Source organism: Sulfurimonas sp. HSL3-1 (assembly GCF_039645995.1).
Taxonomy (GTDB): domain Bacteria; phylum Campylobacterota; class Campylobacteria; order Campylobacterales; family Sulfurimonadaceae; genus Thiomicrolovo; species Thiomicrolovo diazotrophicus.
This window is the reverse complement of sequence record NZ_CP147920.1, coordinates 2,370,640-2,397,080: the sequence shown is the minus strand read 5'-3', so window position 1 is coordinate 2,397,080 and position 26,441 is coordinate 2,370,640. Positions and strand designations below refer to the sequence as shown.

Annotated in this window: 25 protein-coding genes; 15 read left to right on the top strand and 10 right to left on the bottom strand. The window is 55.9% G+C overall.

Annotated features, from left to right (window positions below; all coding sequences use genetic code 11):
- The gene (locus WCY31_RS12250) at positions 1 to 3,192 is read left to right on the top strand and encodes an NAD-glutamate dehydrogenase domain-containing protein (RefSeq protein WP_345972622.1); all 3,192 of its coding nucleotides are present in this window, start codon (positions 1 to 3) and stop codon (positions 3,190 to 3,192) included.
- On the opposite strand, the gene WCY31_RS12245 is transcribed toward WCY31_RS12250, so the two are convergent.
- Together WCY31_RS12245 and gltX are read right to left on the bottom strand one after the other, a co-directional pair.
- Complete coding sequence (locus WCY31_RS12245; protein WP_345972620.1) at positions 3,189 to 4,475, bottom strand: malic enzyme-like NAD(P)-binding protein; 1,287 nt, start codon at positions 4,473 to 4,475, stop codon at positions 3,189 to 3,191. The two genes, WCY31_RS12250 and WCY31_RS12245, sit on opposite strands and share 4 nt — an antisense overlap.
- Positions 4,476 to 4,486: 11 nt before the next feature.
- Positions 4,487 to 5,875, bottom strand: coding sequence for a glutamate--tRNA ligase (gene gltX / locus WCY31_RS12240; RefSeq protein ID WP_345972618.1), 1,389 nt, complete (start codon positions 5,873 to 5,875; stop codon positions 4,487 to 4,489).
- Positions 5,876 to 6,078: 203 nt separating this feature from the next.
- Here gltX and WCY31_RS12235 point away from each other — a divergent pair, with 203 nt between their 5' ends.
- Entirely contained in the window at positions 6,079 to 6,921 is an 843-nt protein-coding gene (locus tag WCY31_RS12235; protein WP_345972616.1) for a SurA N-terminal domain-containing protein, read from the top strand.
- 2 nt (positions 6,922 to 6,923) lie between these two features.
- Here the strand turns inward: WCY31_RS12235 and WCY31_RS12230 are convergent, their stop codons facing one another.
- The 6 genes from WCY31_RS12230 to accB form a co-directional block, all read right to left on the bottom strand.
- Positions 6,924 to 7,409, bottom strand: coding sequence for a spore coat U domain-containing protein (locus tag WCY31_RS12230; protein ID WP_345972614.1), 486 nt, complete (start codon positions 7,407 to 7,409; stop codon positions 6,924 to 6,926).
- The gene (locus WCY31_RS12225) at positions 7,391 to 9,604 is read right to left on the bottom strand and encodes a fimbria/pilus outer membrane usher protein (protein WP_345972612.1); all 2,214 of its coding nucleotides are present in this window, start codon (positions 9,602 to 9,604) and stop codon (positions 7,391 to 7,393) included. The genes WCY31_RS12230 and WCY31_RS12225 overlap by 19 nt, the downstream gene beginning before the upstream one ends.
- A gap of 64 nt (positions 9,605 to 9,668) precedes the next feature.
- The gene (locus WCY31_RS12220) at positions 9,669 to 10,358 is read right to left on the bottom strand and encodes a fimbrial biogenesis chaperone (RefSeq protein ID WP_345972609.1); all 690 of its coding nucleotides are present in this window, start codon (positions 10,356 to 10,358) and stop codon (positions 9,669 to 9,671) included.
- Positions 10,359 to 10,379: 21 nt separating this feature from the next.
- Positions 10,380 to 10,874, bottom strand: a complete 495-nt coding sequence (locus tag WCY31_RS12215) for a spore coat U domain-containing protein (RefSeq protein ID WP_345972607.1) — start codon at positions 10,872 to 10,874, stop codon at positions 10,380 to 10,382.
- A gap of 366 nt (positions 10,875 to 11,240) precedes the next feature.
- Positions 11,241 to 12,581, bottom strand: a complete 1,341-nt coding sequence (locus tag WCY31_RS12210; protein WP_345970056.1) for an acetyl-CoA carboxylase biotin carboxylase subunit — start codon at positions 12,579 to 12,581, stop codon at positions 11,241 to 11,243.
- Positions 12,581 to 13,033 (bottom strand): acetyl-CoA carboxylase biotin carboxyl carrier protein, encoded by a 453-nt coding sequence (gene accB / locus WCY31_RS12205; protein WP_345970055.1) that lies wholly within the window; start codon positions 13,031 to 13,033, stop codon positions 12,581 to 12,583. Before accB ends, WCY31_RS12210 begins: the two co-directional genes overlap by 1 nt.
- Before the next feature lie 141 nt (positions 13,034 to 13,174).
- Between accB and dcd the strand changes: the two genes are divergently transcribed.
- A complete protein-coding gene (dcd, locus tag WCY31_RS12200; RefSeq protein ID WP_231019402.1) occupies positions 13,175 to 13,735 on the top strand; it encodes a dCTP deaminase in 561 nt (186 codons plus the stop codon).
- Positions 13,736 to 13,796: 61 nt separating this feature from the next.
- Positions 13,797 to 14,033 carry a YdcH family protein gene (locus WCY31_RS12195; RefSeq protein ID WP_345970054.1) on the top strand — a complete coding sequence of 79 codons (237 nt, stop codon included), beginning with the start codon at positions 13,797 to 13,799 and terminating at the stop codon, positions 14,031 to 14,033.
- Between the two features lie 37 nt (positions 14,034 to 14,070).
- Here WCY31_RS12195 and arsC read toward each other — a convergent pair whose 3' ends face one another.
- Positions 14,071 to 14,427: an arsenate reductase (glutaredoxin) gene (gene arsC / locus WCY31_RS12190; RefSeq protein ID WP_345972605.1), complete on the bottom strand. Its 357-nt coding sequence runs from the start codon at positions 14,425 to 14,427 to the stop codon at positions 14,071 to 14,073.
- A 100-nt stretch (positions 14,428 to 14,527) separates the two neighbouring features.
- On the opposite strand from arsC, the gene WCY31_RS12185 reads away from it, so the two are divergent.
- From WCY31_RS12185 to WCY31_RS12165, 5 genes are all read left to right on the top strand, one after another.
- On the top strand, positions 14,528 to 16,048 hold the full coding sequence (locus tag WCY31_RS12185) for a DUF1538 domain-containing protein (protein WP_345970052.1): 1,521 nt from the start codon (positions 14,528 to 14,530) through the stop codon (positions 16,046 to 16,048).
- The gene (locus WCY31_RS12180; protein ID WP_231019397.1) at positions 16,045 to 16,398 is read left to right on the top strand and encodes a transcriptional regulator; all 354 of its coding nucleotides are present in this window, start codon (positions 16,045 to 16,047) and stop codon (positions 16,396 to 16,398) included. Before WCY31_RS12185 ends, WCY31_RS12180 begins: the two co-directional genes overlap by 4 nt.
- Positions 16,395 to 16,805, top strand: a complete 411-nt coding sequence (locus WCY31_RS12175; RefSeq protein WP_345972603.1) for a CBS domain-containing protein — start codon at positions 16,395 to 16,397, stop codon at positions 16,803 to 16,805. Before WCY31_RS12180 ends, WCY31_RS12175 begins: the two co-directional genes overlap by 4 nt.
- Before the next feature lie 95 nt (positions 16,806 to 16,900).
- On the top strand, positions 16,901 to 17,857 hold the full coding sequence (locus tag WCY31_RS12170; RefSeq protein WP_345972601.1) for a hypothetical protein: 957 nt from the start codon (positions 16,901 to 16,903) through the stop codon (positions 17,855 to 17,857).
- Between the two features lie 29 nt (positions 17,858 to 17,886).
- Complete coding sequence (locus WCY31_RS12165; RefSeq protein WP_345972599.1) at positions 17,887 to 18,699, top strand: hypothetical protein; 813 nt, start codon at positions 17,887 to 17,889, stop codon at positions 18,697 to 18,699.
- A gap of 1 nt (position 18,700) precedes the next feature.
- Here WCY31_RS12165 and asnB read toward each other — a convergent pair whose 3' ends face one another.
- Positions 18,701 to 20,494 (bottom strand): asparagine synthase (glutamine-hydrolyzing), encoded by a 1,794-nt coding sequence (gene asnB, locus WCY31_RS12160; protein ID WP_345972597.1) that lies wholly within the window; start codon positions 20,492 to 20,494, stop codon positions 18,701 to 18,703.
- Positions 20,495 to 20,624: 130 nt separating this feature from the next.
- On the opposite strand from asnB, the gene WCY31_RS12155 reads away from it, so the two are divergent.
- Genes WCY31_RS12155 through WCY31_RS12130 form a run of 6 tightly spaced genes read left to right on the top strand, consistent with a single transcriptional unit; the run spans position 20,625 to position 26,441 of the window.
- Positions 20,625 to 21,899 carry a nucleotide sugar dehydrogenase gene (locus WCY31_RS12155; RefSeq protein WP_345972595.1) on the top strand — a complete coding sequence of 425 codons (1,275 nt, stop codon included), beginning with the start codon at positions 20,625 to 20,627 and terminating at the stop codon, positions 21,897 to 21,899.
- Positions 21,900 to 21,903: 4 nt separating this feature from the next.
- The gene (locus WCY31_RS12150; protein WP_345972593.1) at positions 21,904 to 22,863 is read left to right on the top strand and encodes a Gfo/Idh/MocA family oxidoreductase; all 960 of its coding nucleotides are present in this window, start codon (positions 21,904 to 21,906) and stop codon (positions 22,861 to 22,863) included.
- Between the two features lie 2 nt (positions 22,864 to 22,865).
- Complete coding sequence (locus WCY31_RS12145; RefSeq protein WP_345970044.1) at positions 22,866 to 23,525, top strand: acyltransferase; 660 nt, start codon at positions 22,866 to 22,868, stop codon at positions 23,523 to 23,525.
- Between the two features lie 54 nt (positions 23,526 to 23,579).
- Positions 23,580 to 24,923, top strand: coding sequence for a flippase (locus WCY31_RS12140; protein WP_345972591.1), 1,344 nt, complete (start codon positions 23,580 to 23,582; stop codon positions 24,921 to 24,923).
- Complete coding sequence (locus tag WCY31_RS12135; RefSeq protein WP_345970041.1) at positions 24,920 to 25,468, top strand: acyltransferase; 549 nt, start codon at positions 24,920 to 24,922, stop codon at positions 25,466 to 25,468. The genes WCY31_RS12140 and WCY31_RS12135 overlap by 4 nt, the downstream gene beginning before the upstream one ends.
- Positions 25,455 to 26,441, top strand: coding sequence for a sulfotransferase (locus tag WCY31_RS12130; protein ID WP_345972589.1), 987 nt, complete (start codon positions 25,455 to 25,457; stop codon positions 26,439 to 26,441). Before WCY31_RS12135 ends, WCY31_RS12130 begins: the two co-directional genes overlap by 14 nt.

Genomic DNA, 26,441 nt, shown 5'->3' with positions numbered 1-26,441 from the left:
ATGAGCCCGGAAAGCCAGCTCGGCGCGGTCTGTTCGCAGCTGCTAAATCCCCAGGACCTGGAGATCGGAGAGGAGCTGCTGACGGCGCTGCGGCAGACGTCTATCGTCACCCAGATCACGCTTGCCGAAGGAAAGGCCGCCGTCCGGCTCTATTCCCGGGAGCAGCTGCTGCTCTCCGACATTACGCCGATCCTGCATGACTTCGCCTTCGTGGTGGTGGATGAAGTGACTTACACGGTTGAACCGGAGGAAAAACCGGTCCATGTCTGCCGCTTTAATCTGCAGGTGGACGATACGGAGGCCTTCTCCCGGGCCAAAACGAATATCGAGTCGGTGATCACCGACTCGCTGCTGGGGCGGACGTTCAGCAGTTGCCGGATCTATTCGCTGGTCTACAAGCAGAACCTGAGCCTGCGCCAGGTGACGCTGCTGCGGGCCTTTATCGAGTACATCAACCAGGCGGTGCCGTCGATCAACTTTGACACGATTTTGCATACGGTGACCCGGCACGATGAACTGTCGGCCATGCTGCTGCACTATTTCGCTGCGCGCTTCAACCCGGAGCTGAAAGCGCGGGCCCAGAAAAGCACGGAGATAGAGGGGATCGTCGCGGAGGCGATCAAGGCGGTCCCCGACATCATGGACGACCGGATCCTCAAACTGCTCTTTGCGATGCTCGGCGCCATGAGCCGGACCAACTACTACCTGGAGCGCGAGGCGATCGCGTTCAAGCTCGATATGACGAAGTTCGCCGAGCATCTGCGCGGGATCCAGCCGCGCATCGAAGCCTTCGTCTACCACAAGGATTTTAGAGGCCTTCACCTGCGCATGGGCAGGATCAGCCGCGGGGGGCTGCGCTGGAGCGAGCGCTACGACGACTACCGCACTGAGGTACGCTCCTTGATGGTGACCCAGGAGGGCAAAAACGCGATCATCATCCCCGACGGGGCGAAGGGCGGCTTCGTCATCGACCGGCCGCGCAGCGAGATCACGAAGGAGCTCTTCACGGCCATTTACAGCGCCTTTATCGAGAACCTGCTGGATCTGGTCGACAACGTCGAAAACGGCGAGACCGTGCATGACGAGCGTATCGTAGCCTATGACGGGGAGGACAGCTACTTCGTCGTCGCGGCGGACAAGGGGACGGCGGCAATGAGCGACACGGCCAATGCCATCGCATTGAAACGAGGCTTCTGGCTCGGGGACGCCTTCGCCAGCGGCGGCAGCAACGGATACGACCACAAGGCGATCGGCATCACGGCCAAAGGGGCGATGCGTTCGACGCAGCGCTTCTTCCTTGAACGGGGCATCGACCTCTATAACGATCCCATCAGCGTGGTCGGCATCGGGTCGATGAACGGCGATGTTTTCGGGAACGGGGTGCTGCTCTCCCGGGCGTTCAAACTGCTCGGCGCGATTTCCCACCGGGAGATCTTTGTTGACCCCAATCCCTCGCCGCAGGAGGCGTTTGAGGAGCGCAAGCGGCTCTTTGCCGCCAAAGACGGCAGCTGGGGGGCGTACAAGAAGGAGCTGATTTCCAGCGGCGGCGGGGTCTGGGAACGCAGCGAGAAGGCGATCGCGCTCAGCGACGAGATACGGCGGATGCTCCAGACCCAGGCACGCTATATGAGCGGGGAGGAGCTGGCCCGGGCGCTGCTGTGCATGAAAGTCGATCTGCTCTTTAACGGCGGGGTCGGTACCTATGTGAAGCACTCGGAGGAGAGCGACCTGGAGCTGGGGGACAAGCAGAACGAATCGGTGCGGGTCAATGCCGCGCAGCTGCGCTGTTTCGCCGTCTGCGAAGGGGGGAACCTCGGGTTTACCCAGCGCGCCCGGATCGAATATGCCCTCGGCGGCGGGAAGATCAACCTCGACGGCATCGACAACGCCGGCGGAGTCGACACCTCCGACCATGAGGTCAATATCAAGATCCTGCTGGAGTCGCTGAGCCGAAAGGGGCTGCTGGATCAGCGGAGCCGCGCGGAAGTGCTCGGACGCCACAGCGAGCAGGTGGAGAACAGCGTGCTCTGGAGCTGTTACCGCCAGGCGCTGACGATCTCGCGCGACGAGCAGCTCAGCCGGATGTACCTGGAGGATTTCCAGGAGGCTATCGACGTGATCGCCGAGGAGAACCCGGTCTTCAACCGCCGCGACTTCTACATTCCGAAAAAAGAGAATATTTTCGAAGTGCTCTCCGCCGAGGACGGGGGGATCGTACGGCCGATTCTGGGCTCGCTGCTCTCCTATGCGAAGATCTTCATCAAGCAGCTGATCATCGACACGCCGCTGATCGACGAGCAGTTCGCCCAGCGCTTTTTATACAAATATTTCCCCAAGGCCTTTGTCAGCGCCTACGAAGAGGAGATCCGCCACCATCCGCTGCGCCCCCAGATCATCGCGACGATGATCGCCGATATGGTGATTAACGACCAGGGGGTCTCTTTCGTGCGGGATTACCGGCGGCTGGGGAAAGCGCGCTTTTTGATGAAGATACGCGCCTACCTGATCTGCAACGCCCTCTTCGGGGCGAACGACATCCGCCATACGATCTTCCGTTCGGATTATACGATGCCGGTGCGCCAGCAGTACGCCCTGCTGGACCAGATCGAGCACGTACTCAATTTCGCCACGCGCTGGATGGTCAAATACGTCGACGTCGAATCGATCGACAGCCTCCACTTTATCGAGCACAAAGAGGAGCTCTTCGACATGCTTTCGAAGATCAAACCCAAACAGCCGCGGATGTTGATCGAAGGGGACGACACTTTCAACCGCTTCTTCGATGTGCTGGAGTATCTGCGTTTCGCGGTCGCGGTCATCATTACCAAAGAGCAGAGCAAGCACTCTTTCAGCGACGTCGCGACGCTCTTCTACCTGGTTATCGAGCGTTTCGCGATTCTGCGGATCATCAATATCCTCAACGCGTTTGATCTTAAAGATGAGCGGGATCTTAATCTGCGGCGGCAGCTGCTGCAGTTCGTGGAGTACATCGCCGTCCACTATACGAACCGTATTCTGGCCTTTCAGCGCATCAACGAACCGCCGATGGAGGCGTTCGAGAACTTCCTGGCCAACGACCAGGAAGCGTTCGCGGATATCCTTGAGTCGATCACGGCGCTGGAGGCGAATCCGAAGCCCTCGCTCCGGGACGTCACCCTGCTGGTCAATCTTCTGATGACGTCGGTGATTTAACCTTCTTCAGGCTCGCAATCGACGCAGATGCGGTCGGCGAGCTCCTTGCGGTAGGTGTCGATGTCAAAGTCGGCCGCGCGGGCGACGCCCGTGTGGATCGCCGCGGCGGCGACGGCGCTGGAGACCTCGACGATCAGGCGCTTGTCGAAGGGTTTGGGGATGAGGTAGTCGCGGCCGAAGGTGAGTGCGGTGCCGTAGAGTTCGTTCAGGTAGGCGGGGACTTCCGTCCGGGCCAGGCGCGCCAGGGCTTCGGCGGCGGCGATCTTCATCTCCGTATTGATTGCCTTGGCACGTACGTCGACGGCCCCGCGGAAGATAAAGGGGAAACCCAGGACGTTGTTGACCTGATTGGGGAAGTCGCTGCGCCCCGTGGCGACGATGGCGTCGGGGCGGGCCTCGCGTACCAGCTCCGGCATGATCTCCGGCGTGGGGTTGGCGAGGGTAAAGACCACCGGGTTTTCGGCCATGCGTTTGACGTCGTCCGTGCTGAAGGTGCCGGGGCGTGAAAGGCCGACGACGACGTGGGCCCCGTCGAAGGCGTCGCTCTGACTGATAGGGACCTTGATGGCGAACTCCGTTTTATAGACATTGAGATCGCTGCGCCCCGTATGCACGACCCCTTTGGAATCGATCAGGATGATGTTCTCTACGCCCAGGTAGCGGTAGAGACGGGCACAGCTGATGGCAGCGGCCCCGGCCCCGACGATGACGATACGCAGGGTTTTGATGTCGCGTCCCGTCAGGCGGCAGGCGTTCATGATGCCCGCGGCGCTGATGACGGCGGTCCCGTGCTGGTCGTCGTGCATCACGGGGATGTCGAGCCGGGCGGCAAGGCGTTTTTCGATCTCGAAGCACTCCGGGGCCTTGATATCCTCGAGGTTGATCCCCCCGAAGGTGGGGGCGATCGCTTCGACGACGCTGCAGAAGCGCTCGACATCTTTCGTATCAACCTCGATGTCGAAGGCGTCCAGGTCGCTGAACTTCTTGAAAAGGACTGCCTTCCCCTCCATCACGGGCTTGGAGGCCTGCGCGCCGATATCGCCCAGGCCGAGGACCGCCGTACCGTTGGAGACGACCCCGATCAGGTTCGCCTTGGCCGTATAGCGGTAGGCATCCTCGGGGTTCTTTTCGATGGCGAGACAGGGCACAGCGACCCCGGGCGTATAGGCCAGGGAGAGGTCGTGCTGGCTTTTAAAGGATTTGGTCACGCCGATGGCGAGTTTGCCGGGGGTGGGTTCGGCGTGGTAGGCGAGGGCCTCTTCGTTGGTAAGAGGGGTGGCCATGGTAGCTCCCTTTAGTTGAGTTGGGCGGTCAGTCCGGCGATACGTGCGAGGGTTTCCTCGCGGCCGATGGACGCCATGATGGTGTCGACACCGGGGCCGGAGAGTTTACCCATCAGTGCCAGTCGCAGCGGCATTCCGATCTTGCCAAAGCCGATTTCCATCTCGGAAACGACCGTTTCCATCAGGGCGTGGTAATCGGTCGGGAGATGAAGCTCCGGCGTGGCTTCGACTTTGGCGGCAAAGGCTTCCAAGACGGCTTTCGAGTCGGGCTTGACCGCTTTTTTGAAGGCTTTCTCGTCGTAGGCCGTCGGTGCGGTCAGGACCTCTTTGACCATCTCGGCGAGTTCGACCAGCGTCTTGGCACGCTCTTTGAGCGCGTCGAGCAGGATCTCTTTTTTGTCATGGGCTTTCAGGTCGGCGCCGAAGGGGAGCAGCTCGTGGGCCAGCGCATCATTGGCTAGGTTCTTGATGTAGTGGGCGTTGAGCCAGTCGAGTTTCTCGGTGTTGTAAATGGAGGCCGACTTGTTGATCGTATTCGGATCGAAGAGTTTTTTCATCTCCTCCATGGAGAAGATCTCCTGGTCGCCGTGGCTCCACCCCAGGCGGACAAGGAAGTTCAGCAGGGCTTCGGGCCGGTAGCCGAGGCGTTTGTACTCCATCACGTCCGTTGCGCCGTCGCGCTTGGAGAGCTTTTTGCCTTCGCTGTTGTGGATCATCGGGACATGGTAAAACGCAGGGGCTTTGAAGCCAAGGGCTTCGTAAACGACGAGCTGCTTGGGCGTATTGGAGAAGTGGTCGTCCCCGCGGATGACTTCGTTGATGCCCATGAGCGCATCGTCGACGGCGACGACGAAGTTGTACGTAGGCGTCCCGTCGGCGCGGGCGATGATGAAGTCGTCGAGGATGTCGTCGACGTTGAAGGTGACCTCGCCCTTGATGCCATCATAGACGGTGATGCTTCCCTCGGTCGGGGCTTTGATGCGGATGACGGGATCGACGCCTTCGGGCGGGGTGCCGGTAAAGTCGCGGTAGCGGCCGTCATAGCGCGGGCGTTCCTTGCGTGCTTGCTGTGCTTCGCGCAGGGCGTCAAGTTCCTCTTTGCTCATGTAGCATTTGTACGCCTTGCCCTCCTGGAGGAGCTGGTCGATGTACATCTGGTAGACACCCATGCGCTGTGACTGGTAGAGGATCTCGCCGTCGTGTTCGAGGCCGATCCATTCGAAAGCGTCCACGATCGCCTGGGCCGCGGCCTCATTGTTGCGGCTTTGGTCGGTGTCCTCGATGCGCAGAACGAATTTCCCGCCGTTGCGGCGGGCCCAGAGCCAGGAGAAGAGCGCGGTACGCAGCCCCCCGATATGCAGGTATCCGGTCGGGCTGGGGGCGAAGCGGGTGACAACCATGGTAAGCAAGCCTTTTTTTGGCGCCATTATAACTCATTACGGTTTGGAGGTAGGAAAAGTGTGGAACCCTGAGGGCTTTCATGGCTTTTTGCGATGGACCAGGGCGATGCGTGAGAGAGGGGCATCCACAGCGACAAAAGAGCGGCAAGAGCGTCCATTCAACAAAAACGGGTAAAATGGTGCCTTTCAATCAGGAGATCTCTTTGCAAAAAACAGCACTGCTTTTCATACTTTTTACCGTAGCGTTATACGCACGTATGGTCGATGGTGTCGCCATCCTCGTCAAGGAGGAGCCGATCACCCTCTACGCCATCACGCAGAAGATGCAGGAGGGCGGAATGACGCAGGCGCAGGCCGTCGATGCCCTGATCCGCGAGAAGCTGGAAAGCCAGGAGATCGCGCAGCGCGAGCTCAGCGTCAGCGAGACAGAGCTGCAGGAGCGTGTTGCGCAGATCGCGCAGCAGAACAACATGACGACGGCGCAGCTCTTCGACGCGGTCTGGAAAACGGAACATCTCAGCCGCAGTGCGTTCGAAGCGAAGCTCAAGCAGTCGATGCTGACCCAGAAACTCTACAGCGCCGTTGCGATGGCGAACATGGAGGAGCCCGGCGAAGAGGAGATGCGCGAATATTACCGCCTGCACTCGGAGAAATTCTCCCATCCCGAAACCTTTGACGTTACGGTCTATCACGCGTCGGCGCAGGGGGCGTTGAAGCGCAAGATGGAGAATCCGATGCTGATGCTTCCCGAGGTGACGATGCAGGAGGCTTCACTGCCTTATGCCAAGATCGAACCGCAGCTCGCCGCCCTGCTGATCAAGACCGAAATCGGCGCGTACACACCGATGCTTTCCGACCCGAAAGGGGGGTTCGTTTCGTTCTATATCCGCAACAAAAGTCTCCCGGTCATGCAGCCGTTTGAGACGGTGAAGATGCAGGTGCAAGAGGAGATGATGGCCGACGCGCGGGAACAGACGCTCAAAGACTATTTCAACCGTGCCCGCCTGAACGCCGAGATCACCGTTATCCGCCTGCCGAATCCCTGAGGCTAATATTCGACCGTGACGGTAATGACGTCCTGGTACGTGCCGACACCGGCATCCTGCCCGGCAGGAATGCGCGCGTACATGGTGTAATTTTTTGTGGCGGGTGCGAGAAGTTTTGCGAAAAATTTGTCGCTGACGACTTCCGTACCGCTATTTCCATCTCCCCAGACCAAAGCATAGTTACTGCTCGTATAGATATTGTAGGCGAGGGTCTCCGCGGCGTCGTTCTGCATCGTTCTTGCGCTGTAGCTGTTGCTGCTGCCCGTTGAGAGCAGCAGCGTTGCCTGGACGCGGTCGTTGAGTTTGAGCGTCGTACACTGTATCGTGATCGTCCCGGTCGTTGTGACGCTGGCGAGGTCGAAGGGGTTGTACGATCCGAACGCCAATCCCGTTGAGCTCACGGAACAGGTGGCGGCCGCGGCAGAGGCCGTCAATACGAGGGCGGCCGCGATGATGGGGCCAAGCGGGTTCAGTTGTCTTCGTCGCATGTGAATTCTCCAAGATTAGATAGTAGCGTATTTGGCAGGGCCCCGTCAAAACGGAAGCGCAGCCGGCAGGGTTCCTGTTCGCTTGTGATGCGAAGCGTGTGCTCCCCCCTCGGGAGCGATTCAAAATAGATCAGACCCGCCTGGCCGACGATGCCTGTCGCACCGTCGTCAAGCACCCACTCGGAACCGACGGGCAGCGCCTTGCCCCCGGCACGGAAGAGATGCAGGATCGCCGATTCCACTTTTTTGACGTCGAAAGCGTAGCTGACACCGCTGTGAAGGTAGGGGGTAAGGTGGATCTCGCTTCTGCCGAGGCTGTAATCAAAGGGGATGTCGCGGGGGTCGACGGTGATTTTGTTGCGCTGATAAGGCAGAAGCGACGGGATGAAGAGGTAACCGTCCTCGTCGGTCTCTCCGACCAGAAGGTTGCGGTAATAGACGCGTACCCCTTTGACGCTGCCCACGTTGACGGCACCGAAGGCCGCGTCGGTCGACCGGTTGAAGTGAAGATGGCCCTCCATGTAGGAGAAGGAGCCCTCCGCACTTGCCCTGTACGCTGTCTTGTTGTTGACCGAAGCGACGCCGGCCCCGAAACGCGCATAGCGGTTTTGATAGCTGCCGCGCGCCTCCCCGTACCACGGATGCTCGTAGGCGGTGTTGCGCGCAGCGCTCAGGGTATAGCCGAACCCATCGGACGTCGGCAGGTTCTGCTGCAGACTTACCCGGACCTCCGAACTCTCTTTGGAGACGAAGTCCGTATTGGAGAGGGTGGTGCGCTCTCCCAGCGGCAGGCTTAAAAGGAGCTGTCCGCTGGTGTCGGCATGGGGCGCGATCGTATGCGACACCATCAGGTTTAAAAAGAGGCGCCGATAGAGGGTTTTCGAATAGCTGAGCGACGCGGTTTCCGACGCGGGCTCGGCGCTGTATTTCTGGTAGACATAGCTTGCGGAGAAACTTCCCAAAGCGGGGGTGTTGTAGCCGGCGAACAGAAGGGTCTGCTGTCGGAGTGCATTCCCGAGAATGCCCGGCTGGAGAAAGGCCTCCGTTGCCCATTGCGACTGTGCCGAGAAGGAGTAGCGCTGCGTGCGTCGGCTGATGCCGGTTTTGGCCAAATACCCTTTTTGGCCCTCGTCGATCGACGCGGCGACCGCGGCGTCGAGGGTGAACGCATCAAAGAGCAGATAGCTCGCACCCGCTCCCATGCGGCCGGCCCGTTCGTTGAAGGTCAGACCGTTCACCTCCGTTGTCAGACGGTCCGTCACCCCGAAGCGGTAGCTTCCGCTGGTGACGAAGTCGCGGTAGTCGAAATCTTTGATGCCGTAGTTATAGCGCAGGTACCCGGCTTCGAAGGCGTAGTCGCTCAGCCCTTTGCGCAGCAGCCTCGTGTCGCTGTAGAAGGGAATGGTCATACTCCGCTGCACCCCGGTAATGTCTTTGAGCACGACGGTCAGCTCCCCCTGGCCGTTGATCGTCGGAAGGGCCGTGATCTCAAACGGACCGGGCGTGACGTTCTCTTGGAAGATCTTGTTCCCGTTGACGTAGGCGTCGACAGCGGAGGGGAGGCTGGCCGAGGAGGTGTAGCTTGGCAGCGGCATCGTCAGCATGTCGGGGCGTGTTGAAAAGTTCCGCGCGAGCTGGATCCCGCCTATCCGGAGACCGCCGGACCACTCCGTACGCGCACCGATGACGTCGCCGACCCGGAGCGACTGAATGGTTTCGGGAAGGTCCAGGACATAAAGCGTATCGAGGCGTACCCCTTTCTCCTCCGTATCGCTGCCGAAATAGGAGTAGCCGCTGCTCAGGACCCCGTAGGGGGAAAAGAGATGGGCGTCGGCGCTGCTGCTGTAGCTGTAGATGTCGGATTCGCGCTGATAAAAGAGATTGTAGTTCGTATAGAACCCCGTTGAGGACATGACGTCCGGCAGCTGTTCATGCTCGCCGGACAGGGTCTGCGTTTTGAGCAGCTGCGTCGGGAGCGTCACAAGGGCTCGCATGCCTTGTTCGTCGAGGCGGGTATGTGCGCCCTCAAGGGTATCGACGGCAAGACAGGAGACACCGTCAACCGTGCGGACGTTTTTTGGGGGAAGCGACGAGGATGAGAGCTCCGGGAAGGACTCCATCGGGAGGCAAAGCCCCTCGGCGGACTGAAACAGGATGACGTTCCCGTGCAACACGCCGTTGAGTTCGATGTCCATGATGGTCCGGTGGTAGTCGGACTGGGCCAGCAGGAGCGCGTGAAAAAATAGGAGTGGAAGCGGTCTAGATAGCCAGTTCAATCCGCTGCCCGTCTTCTAGGAAAATGTGCAGCGCTGACGGGGTGAACCCCGGATCGAGCGTAAAGTTGAAGGAGGCCTTGCTGCCGGGGAGCAGATATTTTGCCGGTTCAACCTGCACGCCGTGCTCCCCTTTTGCTGTCACAAGATAGAGCTTGCTGATTCGGACAAAATGCGATGAGTCGTTGCGAAGCCAGCAGTTGAACGTTGTCGGTGATTTCTCGATGGTGTCTAGGGTGAGGAGCGTTTCCGTCGAAGCGGCGGTCGTGATAAAGACGGGGATGGCAACGCGAAAAAGCATATGCAGCCCTCCCGTTTCTTCGGCGTGCTTCGCGGGAAGTTCGCTGATAAAGAGGCGGTAGGCCGATTGCGCTTTCTTCCCGTTTGGCGAGAGATCGGTAATGCGTACCGTCTGGGATGCCTTCCCCTCCAGTGTAAAGAGCAGGGGCACCGCCAGCAGGGAGGCGTCTTTGTCGTAGCGGTCGCTGCCGTTGGCATCCTGGGTCCAGCGCATCGTTTCTACTTCGAAAGAGCGCTTCTCCTCGGATTGGTTCGTGACCTTGACCGTTGCTACCGGCGTCTCCGGATCAAGATAAACCCGTATGGGGTAGACCTGGAAGCCTGCCCAGAGGCTGGTATAGCCGATCAGCAATGCTGCAAGCAACGCTCTACTCACTCTCGCCCACTCCTTGATGATTTAGTAACTGACGGTAATGGTCACCGTGTCGGTGTAGCTGTCCGGCAGGACATCCTGGCTAGAAGGAATATTGCCATAAACTGTTTGAGTGATGTCTGATGCGAACCCGGTGGCGGTGCCGGTGACGGTGTTCGTCGCATCCCATACCTGTGAGTGTGCAGCGTCCTGATACAGCTCATACGCCAGTGTGTCGGTGTTGGTCGCTGAGCCGCTCATGGTTCTGTCGGAGTTGCCACCCGCATCCAGTGCGAGCGTGTAGTCTGTATTTTTTGTACAGCGGATATTGAACGTCGATTCGGCGCTCAGCCCTGTTCCTGTGTTGGGATCGTAATCACCGAAGCTGAGATCGTTGACACTGTTAAAGTTGCACACGGCGGGTACGTTCGCCGAGACGATAAATGAGTTGGTCTTAGAAGCGGCCAAAACATTGGTGGACCCTGCCAGCAGAAGCAGTGCAGAGAAACTAAGAAGGGTTGTACTCGGTTTCGTTTTCATGTAAATTTCCTGATGCGAAATATAAGTATCATTATAGTACAATATAAGAGTTTCTAATATTAATTAGAAAAATATTCGATTTAGTTTAAAAATGTTTTTATAAAATAAAAGCTTAATTTTTATGGCTTTATTCCTATTTTTCGGCATAAAAGTTGTGATAAAACTGTTATATTACATTCGCTATCCGAAAATCTCTCCTCGCGAACCTGAAATTACTATCACATTATTTTCGATTTTTACGAAATTTCTTGGAAAAGCGAGAGGGTTGTCGGGAGTGCAAACGGCCGGCGATACTATGCTTCTATATATAGAGAGCCAAAAGAAGCAGCGTGTGAGGTTTTTAAAGGGAGTGTCGGGGTGACAGTGTCACCCCTTGTAGTTCTCGAGGTACTTCGTATCGAAGTTGTTGGAGATGAAGTCGTCGTTCTCCATCATTTTGATATGGAAAGGGATCGTCGTGCGGATACCGTTGATGGTGAATTCACTGAGCGCCCGGTGCATCCGTTTGATCGCATGTTCGCGGTCACGGCCGTAAACGATCAGCTTCCCGATCATGGAGTCGTAGGTCGGCGGAACGATATAGCCCGCGTGGGCATGGGTATCGATACGTACGCCGATACCGCCCGGCGCGATCCACTCCTGGATCTTGCCCGGGCTCGGGAGGAACTTGACCGGATCTTCCGCCGTGATGCGGCACTCGATCGCATGGCCTTTGAGCTTGATCTCTTCTTGTTTGGGGAGTGTCTCCCCCTCCGCGACACGGATCATCAGTTCGATGAGGTCAAGGCCGCTCACCTCTTCGGAGACAGTGTGCTCGACCTGCAGACGGGTGTTCATCTCCATGAAGTAGAAATCCAGGTTCGCATCGAGCAGGAACTCGAAGGTACCGGCGCCTTCGTAGTTGATGTACTCCGTGGCGCGGACAGCGGCGGCATGGAGGCGTTCGCGGACTTCCGGCGTCAGGACGACGGCCGGAGACTCTTCGATCAGCTTCTGGTGGCGGCGCTGCATGGAGCAGTCGCGTTCACCGATATGGAGGACATTACCATGGCTGTCCGCCATGATCTGCACCTCGATGTGGCGCGGGTTGAGGATGAACTTTTCCATATAGATCGTGCCGTCGCCGAACGCGGTGACTGCTTCGGACTCCGCCGCCAGGAAGGCGTTTTCAAGGTAGCTCTCATCCTCGACGACGCGCATCCCGCGTCCCCCGCCGCCCTGGGCGGCTTTGAGGATGACCGGGTAGCCGACTTCGCGGGCGCGTTTTTTCGCATCGTCGATATCGGTGATGGCGCCGTCGCTGCCCGGGACGACCGGGACGCCCGCGGCGATCATGACGTCTTTGGCTTTGGACTTGTCCGACATCAGCACCATGACTTCCGGGGTCGGCCCGATGAACTTGATGCCGTGGTGCGCACAGATTTCGACGAAGTGCTGGTTTTCGCTCAGGAAGCCGTAGCCGGGGAAGATGGCATCGCACCCGCTCACTTCCGCGGCGGAGATGATGGCGGGAATATGCAGATAGCTGGCGCTGCTCGGCGCTTCGCCGATGCAGATGGCGGCGTCTGCCAGTTCAAGGTAGGCGGCGCCTTTGTCCCCTTTGGAGTAGACGGCGACGGCCTCCTTGCCCATCTCTTTGATGGTACGGATGGCACGCAGGGCGATCTCGCCGCGGTTCGCGACCAGGATACGCTTGATCTCTGCCATTAGAGCTTCTCGACCACGAAGAGCGGCATATCGTATTCAACAGCCTGGCCGTCGGAGACGAGGACGTCAAGGACCTTGCAGTCGAATTCCGCCTCGAGCTCGTTCATGATCTTCATCGCTTCGAGGATGGCGATGACCTGGCCTTTTTTCACGGTGTCGCCGACTTTGACGAACGGGGCGGAATCCGGTGACGGTGCCGCATAGTAGGTACCGACCATCGGGGAGAGGATCTCGTCACCGCTGACAGAAGGGGCCGGCGCCGCAGCAGCTACCGGTGCGGCTGCGGGGGCAGCTGCCGGTGCTGCGACCGGTGCAGGGGCGGCGACCGGTGCCGCGACGGCTCCGATAACTTTTTCCAGTTCCATCTCGAATCCCTCTTTGGTGATCTTCAGTTTGGAAAGCCCGCTCTCGTCAAATTCCTGCATCAATGCCTTGATCTGTCTCATATCCATGTCAAAACGCTCCTGGGGGCCCCGGAAATGGGTGAAAACCCTTGGTTTTCCGCATCGGGGCCGCCTAAATTTTAATGCGATATAATAGCACAACTTAATTTAAGCCGCCCGGGAAACGCCCCGCGGCAGGGAAGGATTTTTATGGGACTGAAGGCGGACAGCTGGATCAGGGAACAGGCGCTTGAACACGCCATGATTACGCCTTTTTGCGAGGATCAGGTCGGCAAGGGCGTTGTCAGTTACGGTCTGAGCTCCTACGGGTATGATATCCGTGTCAGCGACGAGTTCAAGATCTTTACGAACCTCAATTCCACCGTGGTCGACCCGAAACATTTTGACGATGCCAACGTTGTGGATTTCAAAGGCGATATCTGTATCGTTCCGCCGAACTCTTTTGCGCTGGCGCGGACCGTGGAGTATTTCAAAATCCCCCGCGACGTGCTGGCGATCTGTCTGGGGAAATCCACCTATGCGCGCTGCGGGATTATTGTCAACGTTACTCCCTTCGAACCGGAATTCGAAGGCCATATTACGATTGAGATTTCCAACACTACGCCGCTGCCGGCGAAGATCTATGCCAACGAGGGGATTGCCCAGGTTCTTTTCCTTCAGGGGGACGAAATGTGCGAAACGAGTTACGGCGACAAAGGCGGCAAATACCAGGGTCAAGAGGGGATTACTTTACCCCGGATTTTACAGTAATACGCTATAGTGGTGTTTATGGGACGTGGAAGCGGCGTCCTAAAAAAGACGAGGACAACATATGCTGCACGAATACCGTGAAATCATCACTAAGATGAAGGAAGACGGAAGCGCCAATGCGCATTTTCTGAAAATTTTCGAGCGTCACAACGAGCTGGACGACCTGATTGAAAAGGGTGAGAGCGGCCAGATCCCGATGGACGACGTTGAGATCGAAAAGCTGAAAAAAGAGAAGCTGCTGCTCAAAGACGAGGCGTACGCCGAGATTATCAAGTACAAAAAAGAAAACGACCTCTAAATAGACATCCGGCCACCGTACGGCGGCCGATTTTCCCTTATGCTTTTACCAGATCAACAACTTTTTCCGGCGGACGGCCGATAACGGCTTTGCCATCCGTGATGACGACGGGACGTTCGATGAGCTTCGGATTTTCCGTCATCGCTTTGATCAGGGCGTCTTCATCGGTGACCTCTTTGAGACCCAGCTCCTTATAGACAGCCTCTTTCGTACGCATCAGGTCGCGGGCGCCGATGCCGAGCATTTTCAAAACGCTACGGAGTTCCTTTTCGCTGGGGGTATCATCAAGGTATCGGATGATTTCCGGGGTGATCCCTTCGCCCTCCAACAGTTTTAGCGCCTCACGGGACTTGCCGCAGCGGGGGTTATGCCAAATGGTCACTTTCGAACGCATCGATACTCCTTTTTTCCGAAATTGTAACGCTTTTCCGATTTGCTCCCCTTTGCATGAGGCGTGCCATGACATCAATCACAAAAATGCGTAAAATATCCCAATGGAACAACTCAGACTCTTTTGGATCATGCTCAGAGGCTCCTTCGGCGACCTTGCCCCCATCATCGCCGTCATCGCCTTTTTCCAGATCTTTATCCTGCAGCAGATGCCCGACAATCTTCTTTCCGTCGCGACGGGGCTTTTCATCGTCGCCGTAGGGCTTGCGCTTTTTATCCAGGGGCTGGAAGTCGGTATCTTCCCCGTCGGCGAGAACCTCGCGCAGGAGTTCGCACGGAAGGGTTCGGCATTCTGGCTGCTGCTTTTTGCCTTTCTGATCGGTTTTTCGACGACCATTGCCGAACCGGCGCTGATTGCTATCGCGGATAAGGCTGCCGTCATCAGCAATGGCAAGATTGACGCCCTGGTGCTGCGGCTGACTGTCGCCTTTTCGGTCGGCTTCGCCATCGCCCTGGGCACCTTCCGCATCCTGACGGGCCATCCGATCCACTTCTATATCATCACCGGCTATATCATCGTCGTGACGCTGACCTTTTTCGTCCCGCCGGAGATCGTCGGGCTTGCCTACGACAGCGGCGGGGTGACGACCTCGACGGTAACGGTACCGCTTGTCGCGGCGCTCGGTGTCGGGCTTGCCAGCAGTATCCGCGGGCGCAACCCGGTCATCGACGGCTTTGGCCTGATTGCGTTCGCCTCGCTGACACCGATGATCTTCGTTCAGGTCTACGGGATCGTCGTCTACGCCTCCGGCAACGGCGAGGCGATTGCCGCCGTGGCGCAGAGTGTGTCGGAGCACGTGGAACACAGCCGCACGGTAGGTCAGCAGGCGCTGGTGCTGCTGCTGGAGCTTATCGATGTCATCAAAGACGTCTTGCCGATCCTGGCCGTGATCTTCTTTTTCCAGTACGCCATCATCAAAAAACAGGTGCCCTACCTGCGCCGCATCGTCTTCGGTATCGTGCTTGTTATCCTCGGGCTGTATGCTTTTATCGTGGGGCTGGAGATGGGGCTCTTTCCTATCGGGGAGACGATGGCACTGCAGCTCACCGAGCAAGACAACCGACTGCTGATCTACCTATTCGCCTTTCTGATCGGCTTTTCGACGACCATGGCCGAACCGGCGCTGCTGGCGATTGCGATCAAGGTCGAGGAGATCTCCGCCGGCAAGATCCGTCAGATGGTACTGCGGATCGCCGTCGCCGCAGGGGTGGCCGTGGGTATCGCCCTGGGGGCGTATCGCATCGTGGCGGGGGACCCGATACACTATTACATTATCGCCGGCTACATCATCGTCATCATCCTGACCTATTTTGCGCCGCGCTACATTATCCCGATCGCCTACGACAGCGGCGGGGTGACGACGTCGACGGTCACCGTGCCGCTGGTCGCGGCGCTGGGCCTGGGCCTGGCAACCAATATCGAGGGACGGAGCCCGCTCGTTGACGGGTTCGGGCTGATCGCCTTTGCGTCGCTTTTCCCGATGATCACCGTCATGGCTTACGGGGTGATTACGGAATTCAGCGCCGGGCGCACAAAAACTCAACACAAGGAGGAGTTTGAATGAGGTTTGCATTACTGGTAGCGATCGTGGAACAGTCGCTTGAAGAGGAGGCGATCGATATCGCCAAAGCCAACGGTGCCGGCGGGGTGACGAGTCTTACCGGCAAGGGTACTGGATTGAATGAAAAGAAGACGTTTTTCGGCCTGACGTATGAGCGCGCCGAGAGTGTGCTGCTCTTCGTTCTTGAGAAACGGACCTCCGTCAAAGTGATGAAGGCGCTCAAGAACGAACTGCATCTTGAAACGGAGAACAAGGGGATCGTCATGTCGCTGCCCATCGAACATCTCGCGGGGATCGCCAGCAACCAGATCGAAGCCTTTGCCAACAGACTCAAAGAGGAGAAAGAGGTATGAAACTGATTACAGTGAGGGATATCATGACGCCGGCGGATGAGATTGCGATGATCTCTCCCTATGCGTCGGTGCGCGAACTGATCAACCTGATGGACACGCGCAGCGTACGTTCGGTCATCGTCGAGCGCACCAGCGAAAACGACGCCTACGGGATCGTCACCTACTCCAATATCCTCGAGGCGATCTACAGCAACGACGGGGATATGGACCTGCTCAACGTCTACGACGTCGCCAGCAAGCCGATGGTACAGATCGTGCCGGACCTCGATATCCGGTATGCGGCGCAGCTAATGATCAACCAGAGGATCAAGCACCTCTCCGTGACGTGGGAAGGGAAGCTGACCGGTGTCATCAGCATGACGGATATCGCCCGGGTCCTGATGGAGGAAGCGCGCGCTGATATGTAGCCCACAGAAGGCAACAGTGCAACAATAACTAATAAGTGTTGTTAAAGTTAGCAGGTGTTATATTGTGCGGCAGTGACATCATTGAAGGAGTGAATATGTTTGATACATTTCGAAAAAGCGGGCTTGTCGCTGTTGCGACCGGAGTACTGATACTGACGGGATGCGGCGGCGGGGGAGGCGGCGGTACGACAAGCCTGCCGACGCTGAACGTAGCGGAGGCGAATGCAACGGCGGCGAACGGTGCGGAAGCGGTCGCCGCGATCTTTTCCGGCTCGATCGGTAATATTGTTATTCCTTTCTCTGCTTCTGCTTCGCAGTCAACCGGATTTGATCCTGTCGATTTCATGCTGGATAAAAACGGGCCGGTCTCGAAAGTACTGGGATATCGTCCCGAGACACTGAACGCGTCCTACTCAGATTCCATCGCATGCGATTACGGCGGGACAATGTCGTTTACAGAGAGTTACACCGAGACGCACATGGATGCGACGGTGACATTCAGCGCCTGCGCTTTTGATCCGAATTTTGTTATGAACGGGAAGATGCGCATAAGCGCGGCGGGGAGCAATTACGGCGATACGTTGACCTATATGGAGGTCTCTTTCCCCTACGATTTCACTATTACGGATGATATGTATACGTTCTATATCAGCGCCGGCAGCAATATGCGCACGGATTACAGTGCATATGACTACTATAATGATTACTATACGGGTACGATGACAAGCAGTGTGGAGTGGGGTGTCGACGGTGACATGGGACGTTACGACAACTTGACCGTAGCGTTCACGCAGGATTATTACAGCACTCCGATTGAGACCTACTGCTATAGATCCGGGCGTATCTATGTCAATAACCTGACGGCGAGCCTCGATATCGATCCGACATATGATCCAAATTGTACGGATCCTTTCTATTATGACTATTTTGACCTTATCAGCGGTAGCATGCGCCTCATCGGTGCCGGCGGGTATATTAACGTTTATGTCACCGCGACCAATACGATCACGGTGACGGATCAGAACGGTACGGACATCAACGTCACGCTTTGAGGACCGCTCTGCGTTGCGCAATCGCCGGCATGATCCTGGCGGCAGCGCCGCTGTCGGGTGACGGGCTTTTTGCCGGGCTCGAAGGCGTCAATGCGCTGCTCTCCTACCGGGTAAAAGATTCTGCGCAGGGGCTCGAAGCACGACTGCGCTTCCCGGCAACGGCAGCGGTCGGGGTACTGGGATATGAGTACCGAGTGGAAGTAGGGACACTCCGTTTTACTGTCGCTTCCGCGTTTGCCTCCAAAAAACGTACAGGTGACGACACGGACTGGACAGACGGGAACCGGACCGTTTTTTCGCAGTCGGATACGACGCTTGACGGGTATTACGCTCTCCACGCAGATTTCCTTCACTCCGTGTCATTGAACTTCGCGATGGGGATAGACGTTTTCTATGAACAGTGGCGGCTTGGCTGGTCGCATACCCGGCAGACTGACTATACGGACGGTACGCGAACAGTCCTGAGCGGTACGAGCGTGCGTTTTACCCAGCACTCCGGAGGGGTAAACCTGTACGGCGTATTCGACGCAACCCTTTTTGCACTGTCGTGGCGTTTCCGAGGCGGGATGTCGCTGGCGCGCCAATACAGCAGGGACGACCACCTGCAAAGGGGGTTTTATACCCTCAGCGAAGGGTGGATGAAAGGGGTTCTGCTGGGCGCCGATGTGTTGCTGCTCCGGCATGCCGGTTCCGAAGTCACAGCCGGCTTCTCCTACCGGCGAAGCGAAGGCGATGCCGATATGCACTATTACTATGATTACGGTCCGCACTACATGACACTGCCTGCCACCTTTACGACCGAGATCACCGAGGCCTCGCTGATGTATCAGTATGCTTTTTGAATCAGAGCAGGTGTTTTTTCATCCAGTGTGACAGCACGAAGAGGCTCCACACCTGCTGTTTGAAGCGGCCGCGCCGCACCGCCGCATCGATGTAGCGCTCCAGCACCTCTTTTTTGAAGAGTCCCGTTTGGTCGTTGACCTCGGTGATGAGGTCGATCTTCCCTGAGGCCTGCAGGTACTCCATATAGGGAGAGGCGAATCCCTTCTTTTTGCGATTCAGTATCGTGTCGCCGAGGTACGGCCGCATGATCTGTTTGAGCAGCGCTTTCGGACGACCGTTTCCGATCTTGAGTTCGGCAGACGTGCCGAAGACCGTCTCGGCGAGGCGGTGGTCGAGCATCGGGGTGCGGGACTCGATGCCGTGGGCCATGGAGACACGGTCGAGCTTGGAGAGGTAGTACTCGGCCTGAAGCTGCCGAAGGTCGAGGTAGCTGTACCAGTGGGCGGGGTGTGTCCAGCGGCTGGCGTCGAAACGGTCGCGTTCGGGCTGTACAAAACGCAGACCATCCTCATCGCGGACGTTCCGGCGCATCAGGGCGTTTTTCTGCAGGTCGGTGAACTTTTCACCGGCTCCCCGGAAGAGAAGAGTCTCATCGAAGGCGCGTTTGTACCACTCCCATTCGCGGTTGATGGAAAAGTGGCCGTGGAAAAATTTCTTCAGCCATGCCTTGCGCTGCAGTGAGGCCAGCTGCTCGATATCGAGGTAGTCGAAGTACTGCCGGTAGCCCAGAAAAAGTTCGTCTCCCCCCTCGCCGCTGAGCACGACGCGGTACCCCTCCTTTTTGATGGCACCGAAGAGGAGGTAGAGCGGGATCGCCGCGGGGTCGTTCAGGGGCTCGTCCAGGGCGTCCATGACCGGGTCGATGGCATCGACGAAGTCATGCTGACTGATGGTGATCTTCGTGTTGTTTATCCCAAGGATGCGCGCCGTTTCGGCGGCACTCCCGCTCTCGTCGTAGTTCCAAGGCTCCGTGTAGCCCAGACTGAAGGTCTGCAGCGGACGGCCGAGTTTCTTGGCAAAGGCGTTCACGGCGGCACTGTCGATCCCGCCGCTGAGCAGAGCAGCGACGGGAACGTCGGCATCGAGGCGCATCGCGATGCTCTCTTCCATACGGGCCTCGATACGTTGTGGGGCACTACTGTCATCCACCGGTTCGGCATGTTCGAGCAAACAGTAATACGAACGCCGGCTAACGTTTCCGTTAGCGACTGTTATGAGCTCGCCGGGGGCGATTTTTTCGATGCCTTCAAAGAAGGTGTACGGCGCTGTCGGGGCCTGGAAGGAGAGAAAACCCATCATGGCATCGTCGTCCATTCTTACGCTGGGCAGAAACGGGAGGATCCCCTTGATCTCCGAGGCAAACACGAATCGCTCTTTTTGTTTGGCAAAAAAGAGCGGCTTTTTCCCTAGCCGATCGCGGAGCAGGTAGAGGGTCCCGCCGTCATAGATCGCCAGGGCGAACATGCCCCGGAAGCGGTGCACGCACTCTATTCCCCAACGCAGGTAGGCCTCCAGAACGGTTTCGGCTTCCGTGGCCGCCCGGAGCTGCAGCGTCTCTGCGATTTCACGGTAATTGTAGATCTCTCCGTTGAAGCTGAGCAGAACGTCTCCCTTCCGCAGTGGCTGGTGTGAACGCTCGTGAAGGTCGCGGATGCTCAGGCGGTGCTGGGCGAAGAAGAGCCCTTTCTCCTCGATGATCCCGCAATAATCCGGGCCGCGGTGCGCCAGTTTAGCTAATGCCTGTCGGGCGAGGGAGGGCTCGTAATCGCCGAGAATGCCGAAGACGGCGCACATCAGGCAGCCTTCTGGTGCAAGCGGGAAGTGTCGGGAAAAACCATGGCGCTATTTTACTACAAACGGCCCTGTTTAGAGTTCTGTTGGGGATGGATCGTTATAATGTTTCACTTTTATTCAAGAAGACGTTATGAACAAAATTGAGACCGTTGCGGTCATAGGACTCGGCTATGTTGGACTGCCATTGGCGGCGGCTTTCGCCGAGAAGTACAATGTGGTTGGGTATGACATCAACACGGAACGCATAGCCGAACTGCGTCAAGGGTATGACCGGACGCTGGAGCTGTCAAAAGAGCAGCTTGAGGGCGTGGATAGTACGCTGCGTTTTACGGACGGGGAGGACGCGCTTTCCGAGGCGACAGTTTTTATCATTACCGTACCGACACCGATCGATAGCAGCAACCGCCCGGACCTCACTCCCCTTGTGAAATCCAGCGAAACGGTCGGCAGGATTTTGAAAAAAGGCGATATCGTCGTTTACGAATCGACGGTCTATCCGGGTGTCACGGAGGAAGTATGCGTTCCCGTGCTGGAAAAGCATTCGGGCCTGCAGTTCAATCGGGACTTCTTCGCCGGCTACTCTCCCGAACGTATTAACCCCGGTGACAAAGAACATACGGTCAAGAAGATCACGAAGGTAACTTCGGGTTCCACGCCCGAAATCGCACAAAGGGTTGATGCCCTCTATGCGAGTATCATCGAAGCAGGGACCCATCTTGCCTCATCAATCAAAGTTGCGGAAGCGAGCAAAGTCATTGAGAACACGCAGCGCGATGTCAATATCGCACTCATTAATGAGCTCTCACTGATTTTTGATGCGATCGGTATCGATACAAACGAGGTGATCGAGGCCGCGTCGACAAAGTGGAATTTCATCAAGCTCAGACCGGGGCTTGTAGGCGGACACTGCATCGGGGTCGATCCGTATTACCTCACTTTCAAGGCCGAAGAGCTGGGCTACAAGCCGAACCTGATCCTCGGCGCCCGCCTGATCAACAACGGGATGGGGAAGTTCATTGCCGAAAAGACGGTCAAAGAGCTGATTCAGCATGATAAAAAGGTGAAAAACGCCAATGTGCTTGTATTGGGGGTTACCTTCAAAGAGGATTGTCCGGATATGCGCAATACGAAGGTCGTTGATATTATCGAGGAGCTCAAATCGTACGGCTGCACAGTGGATGTATACGATCCTTGGGTCGACCCGAACGAGAACAAGAAGCATTACCAGCACGGCATCGTACCCAACCCGTTCGAAGCGGAAAAGCGTTACGACGCCATCGTAGTGGCTGTCGGACATCGTCAGTTCAAGGCGCTTCAGATGGAGGACTATGAGCGTATCAGTACATCCGATCCCGTAGTGATTGACGTCAAGGGCATTGTGGAAAAACCGACATGGAGGTTGTGACAGGATGAAGAATTTTGCATTGATCGGGGCGGCCGGTTATATCGCGCCGCGCCACATGAAGGCGATCAAAGAGACGGGTAACAACCTGATCGCAGCCCTTGACCGCTGCGACAGTGTCGGCATTATCGACAGCTACTTTCCGGACGCCAGTTTTTTTACGGAGTACGAGCGCTTCGACCGTTTCGTCGACAAATGGCACCGCAGCAACAATGACCGCATCGAATACGTCAGTATCTGCTCTCCGAACTATCTGCATGACAGCCATATCCGATTCGCGCTCAAAAGCGGGGCAGACGCCATTTGCGAAAAACCGCTCGTGCTGAACCCGCACAATATCGATCAACTCAAGGTGATCGAAGCGGAGACCGGCAGAAAGGTCTATAACATTCTGCAGCTCCGGCTGCACCCCTCCATCATCGCTTTGAAAGAGAAGGTTCAAAAAGAGCTGGCCGAAAACCCGGACAAGATGTACGACATTGATTTGACCTACCTGACTTCACGGGGAAAATGGTATTTTGTCAGCTGGAAAGGCGACGAAAGCAAAAGCGGGGGAATCGCCAGCAATATCGGGGTCCATTTTTACGACATGCTTACCTGGATCTTCGGTGATGTCGAAGAGAACATCGTGCACCTGAAAACAGCGTATGCCAATGCGGGAATGCTTCGGCTCAAACATGCCAACGTCCGCTGGTTCCTCTCCGTTGTTTACGACTATATTCCGGACGAGATCAAAGCGCAGGGACAGCGCACCTACCGTTCGATTACCGTTGACGGAGAAGAGATCGAGTTCAGCGGCGGCTTTACCGATCTGCATACACGCTCATACGAGGAGATTCTCGCCGGCAACGGTTTTGGATTGGAGGAGGCATACGGTTCTATTCGGACCGTATCGGAAATCCGGGGGCTCTCACCCATTGGCCTGAAAGGGGAGTATCATCCCTTTTGCAAGAAAGTGGAGGCGTGATCATGGATAAGCCGCGTCGTTTGACACCCGAGGAGTGGAAAGCCCGTCTGCGCGCCAAAGGCAAAACGGAATCGGCGGAAAAGCCGGCAGCGCTCTTCGTGCATGAATCCGCTTTTGTCGACGCGGACGTCTCCATCGGGGAGGGCACGAAAATTTGGCACTTTTGCCATCTCCTTTCGCACACACGCGTCGGCAGCAACTGCTCTTTCGGGCAGAACTGCGTCGTCGGGCCGAACGTCACGATCGGGAACGGCGTCAAGATCCAGAACAACGTCAGTGTATATGAAGGGGTCGAGATCGAAGACGACGTTTTCCTTGGGCCGTCGATGGTCTTCACCAACGTCATCAACCCTCGCGCATTTATCGTCCGCAAAACGGAGTTCAAAAAGACGCTCTTGAAAAAAGGGTGCACCGTCGGGGCGAACGCGACGATTGTCTGCGGCGTTACCGTCGGACGTTATGCGCTCATCGGCGCAGGGGCTGTTGTAACGAAAGATGTGCCTGACTTTGCCCTAATAGCCGGGGTGCCGGCCAAGCAGATCGGGTGGGTCAGTATAGCGGGCAACAGGCTGGTCTTTGATGAAGGGGGCTACGCTGATGATGGTTACGACGGAAGCCGATACCGGTTGCTTCAAGACCGGGTCGTGCTTATGGATACATGATGGTATTTATCGCTTTACCGGCCGTATCCCACTCCAGTGAGGGTGAAGGCTGATATGTACTCGGTGTGGAGGAGAAAGCTCAATCAATTTTTCCGTGATGAAAGATTTAGTGAGATAGCGAGAGGCGGTCTCCTGACCTTCGGTGCAAAAATTGTTGCTGTACTCCTCGGCATTGGTTCCAGCTTTATCGTTGCGCGTTTCTATGGAGCTGAGGTCGTTGGAACCCTGGCCCTTATCAATGCATTTTTAAGCGTCGCACTTATTGTTTCACTGATGGGGACTGATACGTCATTGCTGAAAATTATCCCCGAGCATCTGGTGAAATACTCTCTGGGGTCTGCCAAAGCGGCCTTTAAGAAAACCATGCATTTGGTGCTGCTATTTTCTTTTGTCATTAGTATTTTCAGTTTTGCTTTGTCCGACGTGATTGCTTCTGGTATCTTCTCAAAACCGCATTTGTCCTTCTTGTTCGCTTTAGCTTCTACCATCATTCTTTTCAAGTCGCTTCAGACACTTAATATGACGGCACTCAGGGGGATGAAAAATATCAAGTTGTTTGTATTCTTTCAGTGGTTTCCAAGTGCCTTTTACCTTGTGGCACTAATTGTCGTAACGCTTGTTTTTTATGATAAATACAACCCTGTGTATATTCAGCTATTTACTCCCGTACTTATGGTGGTGATCAGTAGCTATTTTGTTTGGAGCCATTTCAAAGGCGATAAGGAAAGAGGCGGACAGGTCCACATGCTGTCATATGAAAATATTTTTTCGACAGCACACCCTATGTTTTTGACGTCCGTCCTTTTTCTGGTTATAAGTCAGACTGATGTTATTATGCTGGGAGTGATGTCGGACGAAGCATCTTTGGGCATCTACAGCATTGTCTTGAAGCTGGCAGGGTTGACGGCGTTCCTGCTTACGGCCATTAATACGATATTGGGCCCGAAGTTTTCAGAGCTTTACCACAGGGATAAAATAGATGAGTTGATCTTCGTGGCCAGAAAATCAAGTAAAATGATTTTCTGGTCTTCTGCACCACTCCTCATCCTACTGATAGCGGGCGGCCACTGGATTCTCGGCATCTTTGGGAGCAGTTTTGAGACAGGGTATCTGGCGCTGGTTATCCTCGCTGTAGGCCAATTTGTTAACGCCGCTTCCGGATCGGTCGGGTATTTTTTGAATATGACCGGGAATCAAACGGTTTATCGTAATATCATTATTATCGCTTCTGCTGTAAATATTACGGGAAATTATCTGCTTATCCCGTCTTTTGGCATCAAGGGCGCCGCCGCCGCCAGCCTGTTAAGTCTGCTCATTTCAAATCTCTTGCCGTTGTTTTATATCAAAGGCAAGTTCGGCTCATTTATTGGGTACTTTCCCCTAAGGGTTTCAAGATGAAAGCGGTAAGAATGCTTTACGGCTTGGCGGCTGAGCTGCGGGAGTCTCTCTTCCTTTTTTTCGCCAATCACCTCCCGCGTCTGAATGTTTGCAACCGATGGCGCGCGCTTTGCCTGAAACTGGCCGGTATGCGCATCGAAAGAAAATGTACAATCTGGCCAGGTGTAGATATCCGGCCAATCGGGGCAGCTTCGCATATCACGATCGGTAAAGGGTCGTTCGTCAATGTGAATTCGCGATTTGCCGCGCCAAACACGTACATCGCCATTGGTGAGGATGTGGCAATCGGTCCCAACGTCTCTTTTGAAACTGCGCAACACGACTTGCATAGCGCGAAAGGCAAACCGAGGACAAGTACATCTTCCCGGCCTATTGTAGTAAAAGATCGGGTGTGGATCGGGGCCGGTGCGATCATATTGGGCGGAGTGACCATTTACGAAGATGCCGTTGTCGCGGCAGGAGCCGTAGTAGACCGGGATGTGTCGGCGGGAACGCTCGTTGGCGGCATTCCCGCGAAATTTATAAAAACGATTGAGCAAGGTTGACGTTTTGGGGTTTATGCACTATCTTCCGGAAGCTTTGATCGATTTTTATAAGAAAATCAGGATGGGGAGTCCACTAAGAAAGCATCTGCTGGAAAAGCAGGAGGGATTCGCACCTTTTTTCATCGTTGGATCCGGCAGATCGGGGAACACGCTTCTTAGGCGTATTCTCAACAGCCATTCCGAGTTGTTTATCCCGCCCGAAACATATGTCCTGGGAAAATCCATCAGGCAGTTCCGCCGTTACAACAACATGGGCTGGGGAGATCTTGTCCAGCTCATCTATTCCAATTTCGAGTTTTATCCTGAATTTGAAACGTTTGACATCAAAACATTGGCACCGCTTGTCGACAGCGCTTCGCGTTGTCCCGAGGAGCAGAGAACGCTCGCATTCTTGCTGCACGGCTTTTATGAGTATTTTGCCAAGACGCATCAAATTGACAAGTCGAGATGGGGGGATAAAACACCTTTAAACACGTTTGCTATCTTCCCGCTTTTTCAAGTTTTCCCCGATGCAAAGTTCATACATATTGTTCGGGATCCCTATGATGTCGTTGCCTCTTATGTGGCATCAGGAATCTATAAAAACCATACGGATGCGGCACGCAGATGGGTGCGATCGGTTCAAATGGCTGAAAAGTTTAAAAGTAAATATCCTGGGAATCTCCACGAAATTTATTATGAAACACTTGTCGAAAACCCCGAAAAGGAGATCAGGAGAGTGTGTGCGTTCCTGGATGTTCCTTTCGAAAAGACGATGCTGACGTCAGAAACATCCGCACAGGAGCTTGGGGATGTGAGACTAAGAGCGCATCATGCCAATGTGTATAAGCCGATTAATACGAAAAGTATCGGGCGAGGCAGGGATGCAATCGATGCGGACACAAACAGTACAATAGATCCCATTATTGCCAGTGAACGGGATAAATTCGGTTATGCCGCTTGGAGTGGGCATCACAGTGAGGAAACAAGGTAG

Bases quoted from the DNA above. Each gene is read 5' to 3' on its own strand.
- WCY31_RS12250 (WP_345972622.1), top strand. From the start codon at position 1: ATGAGCCCGGAAAGCCAGCTCGGCGCGGTCTGTTCGCAGCTGCTAAAT.
- WCY31_RS12245 (WP_345972620.1), bottom strand. From the start codon at position 4,475: ATGGCCACCCCTCTTACCAACGAAGAGGCCCTCGCCTACCACGCCGAA.
- gltX (WP_345972618.1), bottom strand. From the start codon at position 5,875: ATGGTTGTCACCCGCTTCGCCCCCAGCCCGACCGGATACCTGCATATC.
- WCY31_RS12230 (WP_345972614.1), bottom strand. From the start codon at position 7,409: ATGCGACGAAGACAACTGAACCCGCTTGGCCCCATCATCGCGGCCGCC.
- WCY31_RS12225 (WP_345972612.1), bottom strand. From the start codon at position 9,604: ATGGACATCGAACTCAACGGCGTGTTGCACGGGAACGTCATCCTGTTT.
- WCY31_RS12215 (WP_345972607.1), bottom strand. From the start codon at position 10,874: ATGAAAACGAAACCGAGTACAACCCTTCTTAGTTTCTCTGCACTGCTT.
- WCY31_RS12210 (WP_345970056.1), bottom strand. From the start codon at position 12,581: ATGGCAGAGATCAAGCGTATCCTGGTCGCGAACCGCGGCGAGATCGCC.
- accB (WP_345970055.1), bottom strand. From the start codon at position 13,033: ATGGATATGAGACAGATCAAGGCATTGATGCAGGAATTTGACGAGAGC.
- dcd (WP_231019402.1), top strand. From the start codon at position 13,175: ATGGGACTGAAGGCGGACAGCTGGATCAGGGAACAGGCGCTTGAACAC.
- WCY31_RS12195 (WP_345970054.1), top strand. From the start codon at position 13,797: ATGCTGCACGAATACCGTGAAATCATCACTAAGATGAAGGAAGACGGA.
- arsC (WP_345972605.1), bottom strand. From the start codon at position 14,427: ATGCGTTCGAAAGTGACCATTTGGCATAACCCCCGCTGCGGCAAGTCC.
- WCY31_RS12185 (WP_345970052.1), top strand. From the start codon at position 14,528: ATGGAACAACTCAGACTCTTTTGGATCATGCTCAGAGGCTCCTTCGGC.
- WCY31_RS12180 (WP_231019397.1), top strand. From the start codon at position 16,045: ATGAGGTTTGCATTACTGGTAGCGATCGTGGAACAGTCGCTTGAAGAG.
- WCY31_RS12175 (WP_345972603.1), top strand. From the start codon at position 16,395: ATGAAACTGATTACAGTGAGGGATATCATGACGCCGGCGGATGAGATT.
- WCY31_RS12170 (WP_345972601.1), top strand. From the start codon at position 16,901: ATGTTTGATACATTTCGAAAAAGCGGGCTTGTCGCTGTTGCGACCGGA.
- WCY31_RS12165 (WP_345972599.1), top strand. From the start codon at position 17,887: ATGATCCTGGCGGCAGCGCCGCTGTCGGGTGACGGGCTTTTTGCCGGG.
- asnB (WP_345972597.1), bottom strand. From the start codon at position 20,494: ATGTGCGCCGTCTTCGGCATTCTCGGCGATTACGAGCCCTCCCTCGCC.
- WCY31_RS12155 (WP_345972595.1), top strand. From the start codon at position 20,625: ATGAACAAAATTGAGACCGTTGCGGTCATAGGACTCGGCTATGTTGGA.
- WCY31_RS12150 (WP_345972593.1), top strand. From the start codon at position 21,904: ATGAAGAATTTTGCATTGATCGGGGCGGCCGGTTATATCGCGCCGCGC.
- WCY31_RS12145 (WP_345970044.1), top strand. From the start codon at position 22,866: ATGGATAAGCCGCGTCGTTTGACACCCGAGGAGTGGAAAGCCCGTCTG.
- WCY31_RS12140 (WP_345972591.1), top strand. From the start codon at position 23,580: ATGTACTCGGTGTGGAGGAGAAAGCTCAATCAATTTTTCCGTGATGAA.
- WCY31_RS12135 (WP_345970041.1), top strand. From the start codon at position 24,920: ATGAAAGCGGTAAGAATGCTTTACGGCTTGGCGGCTGAGCTGCGGGAG.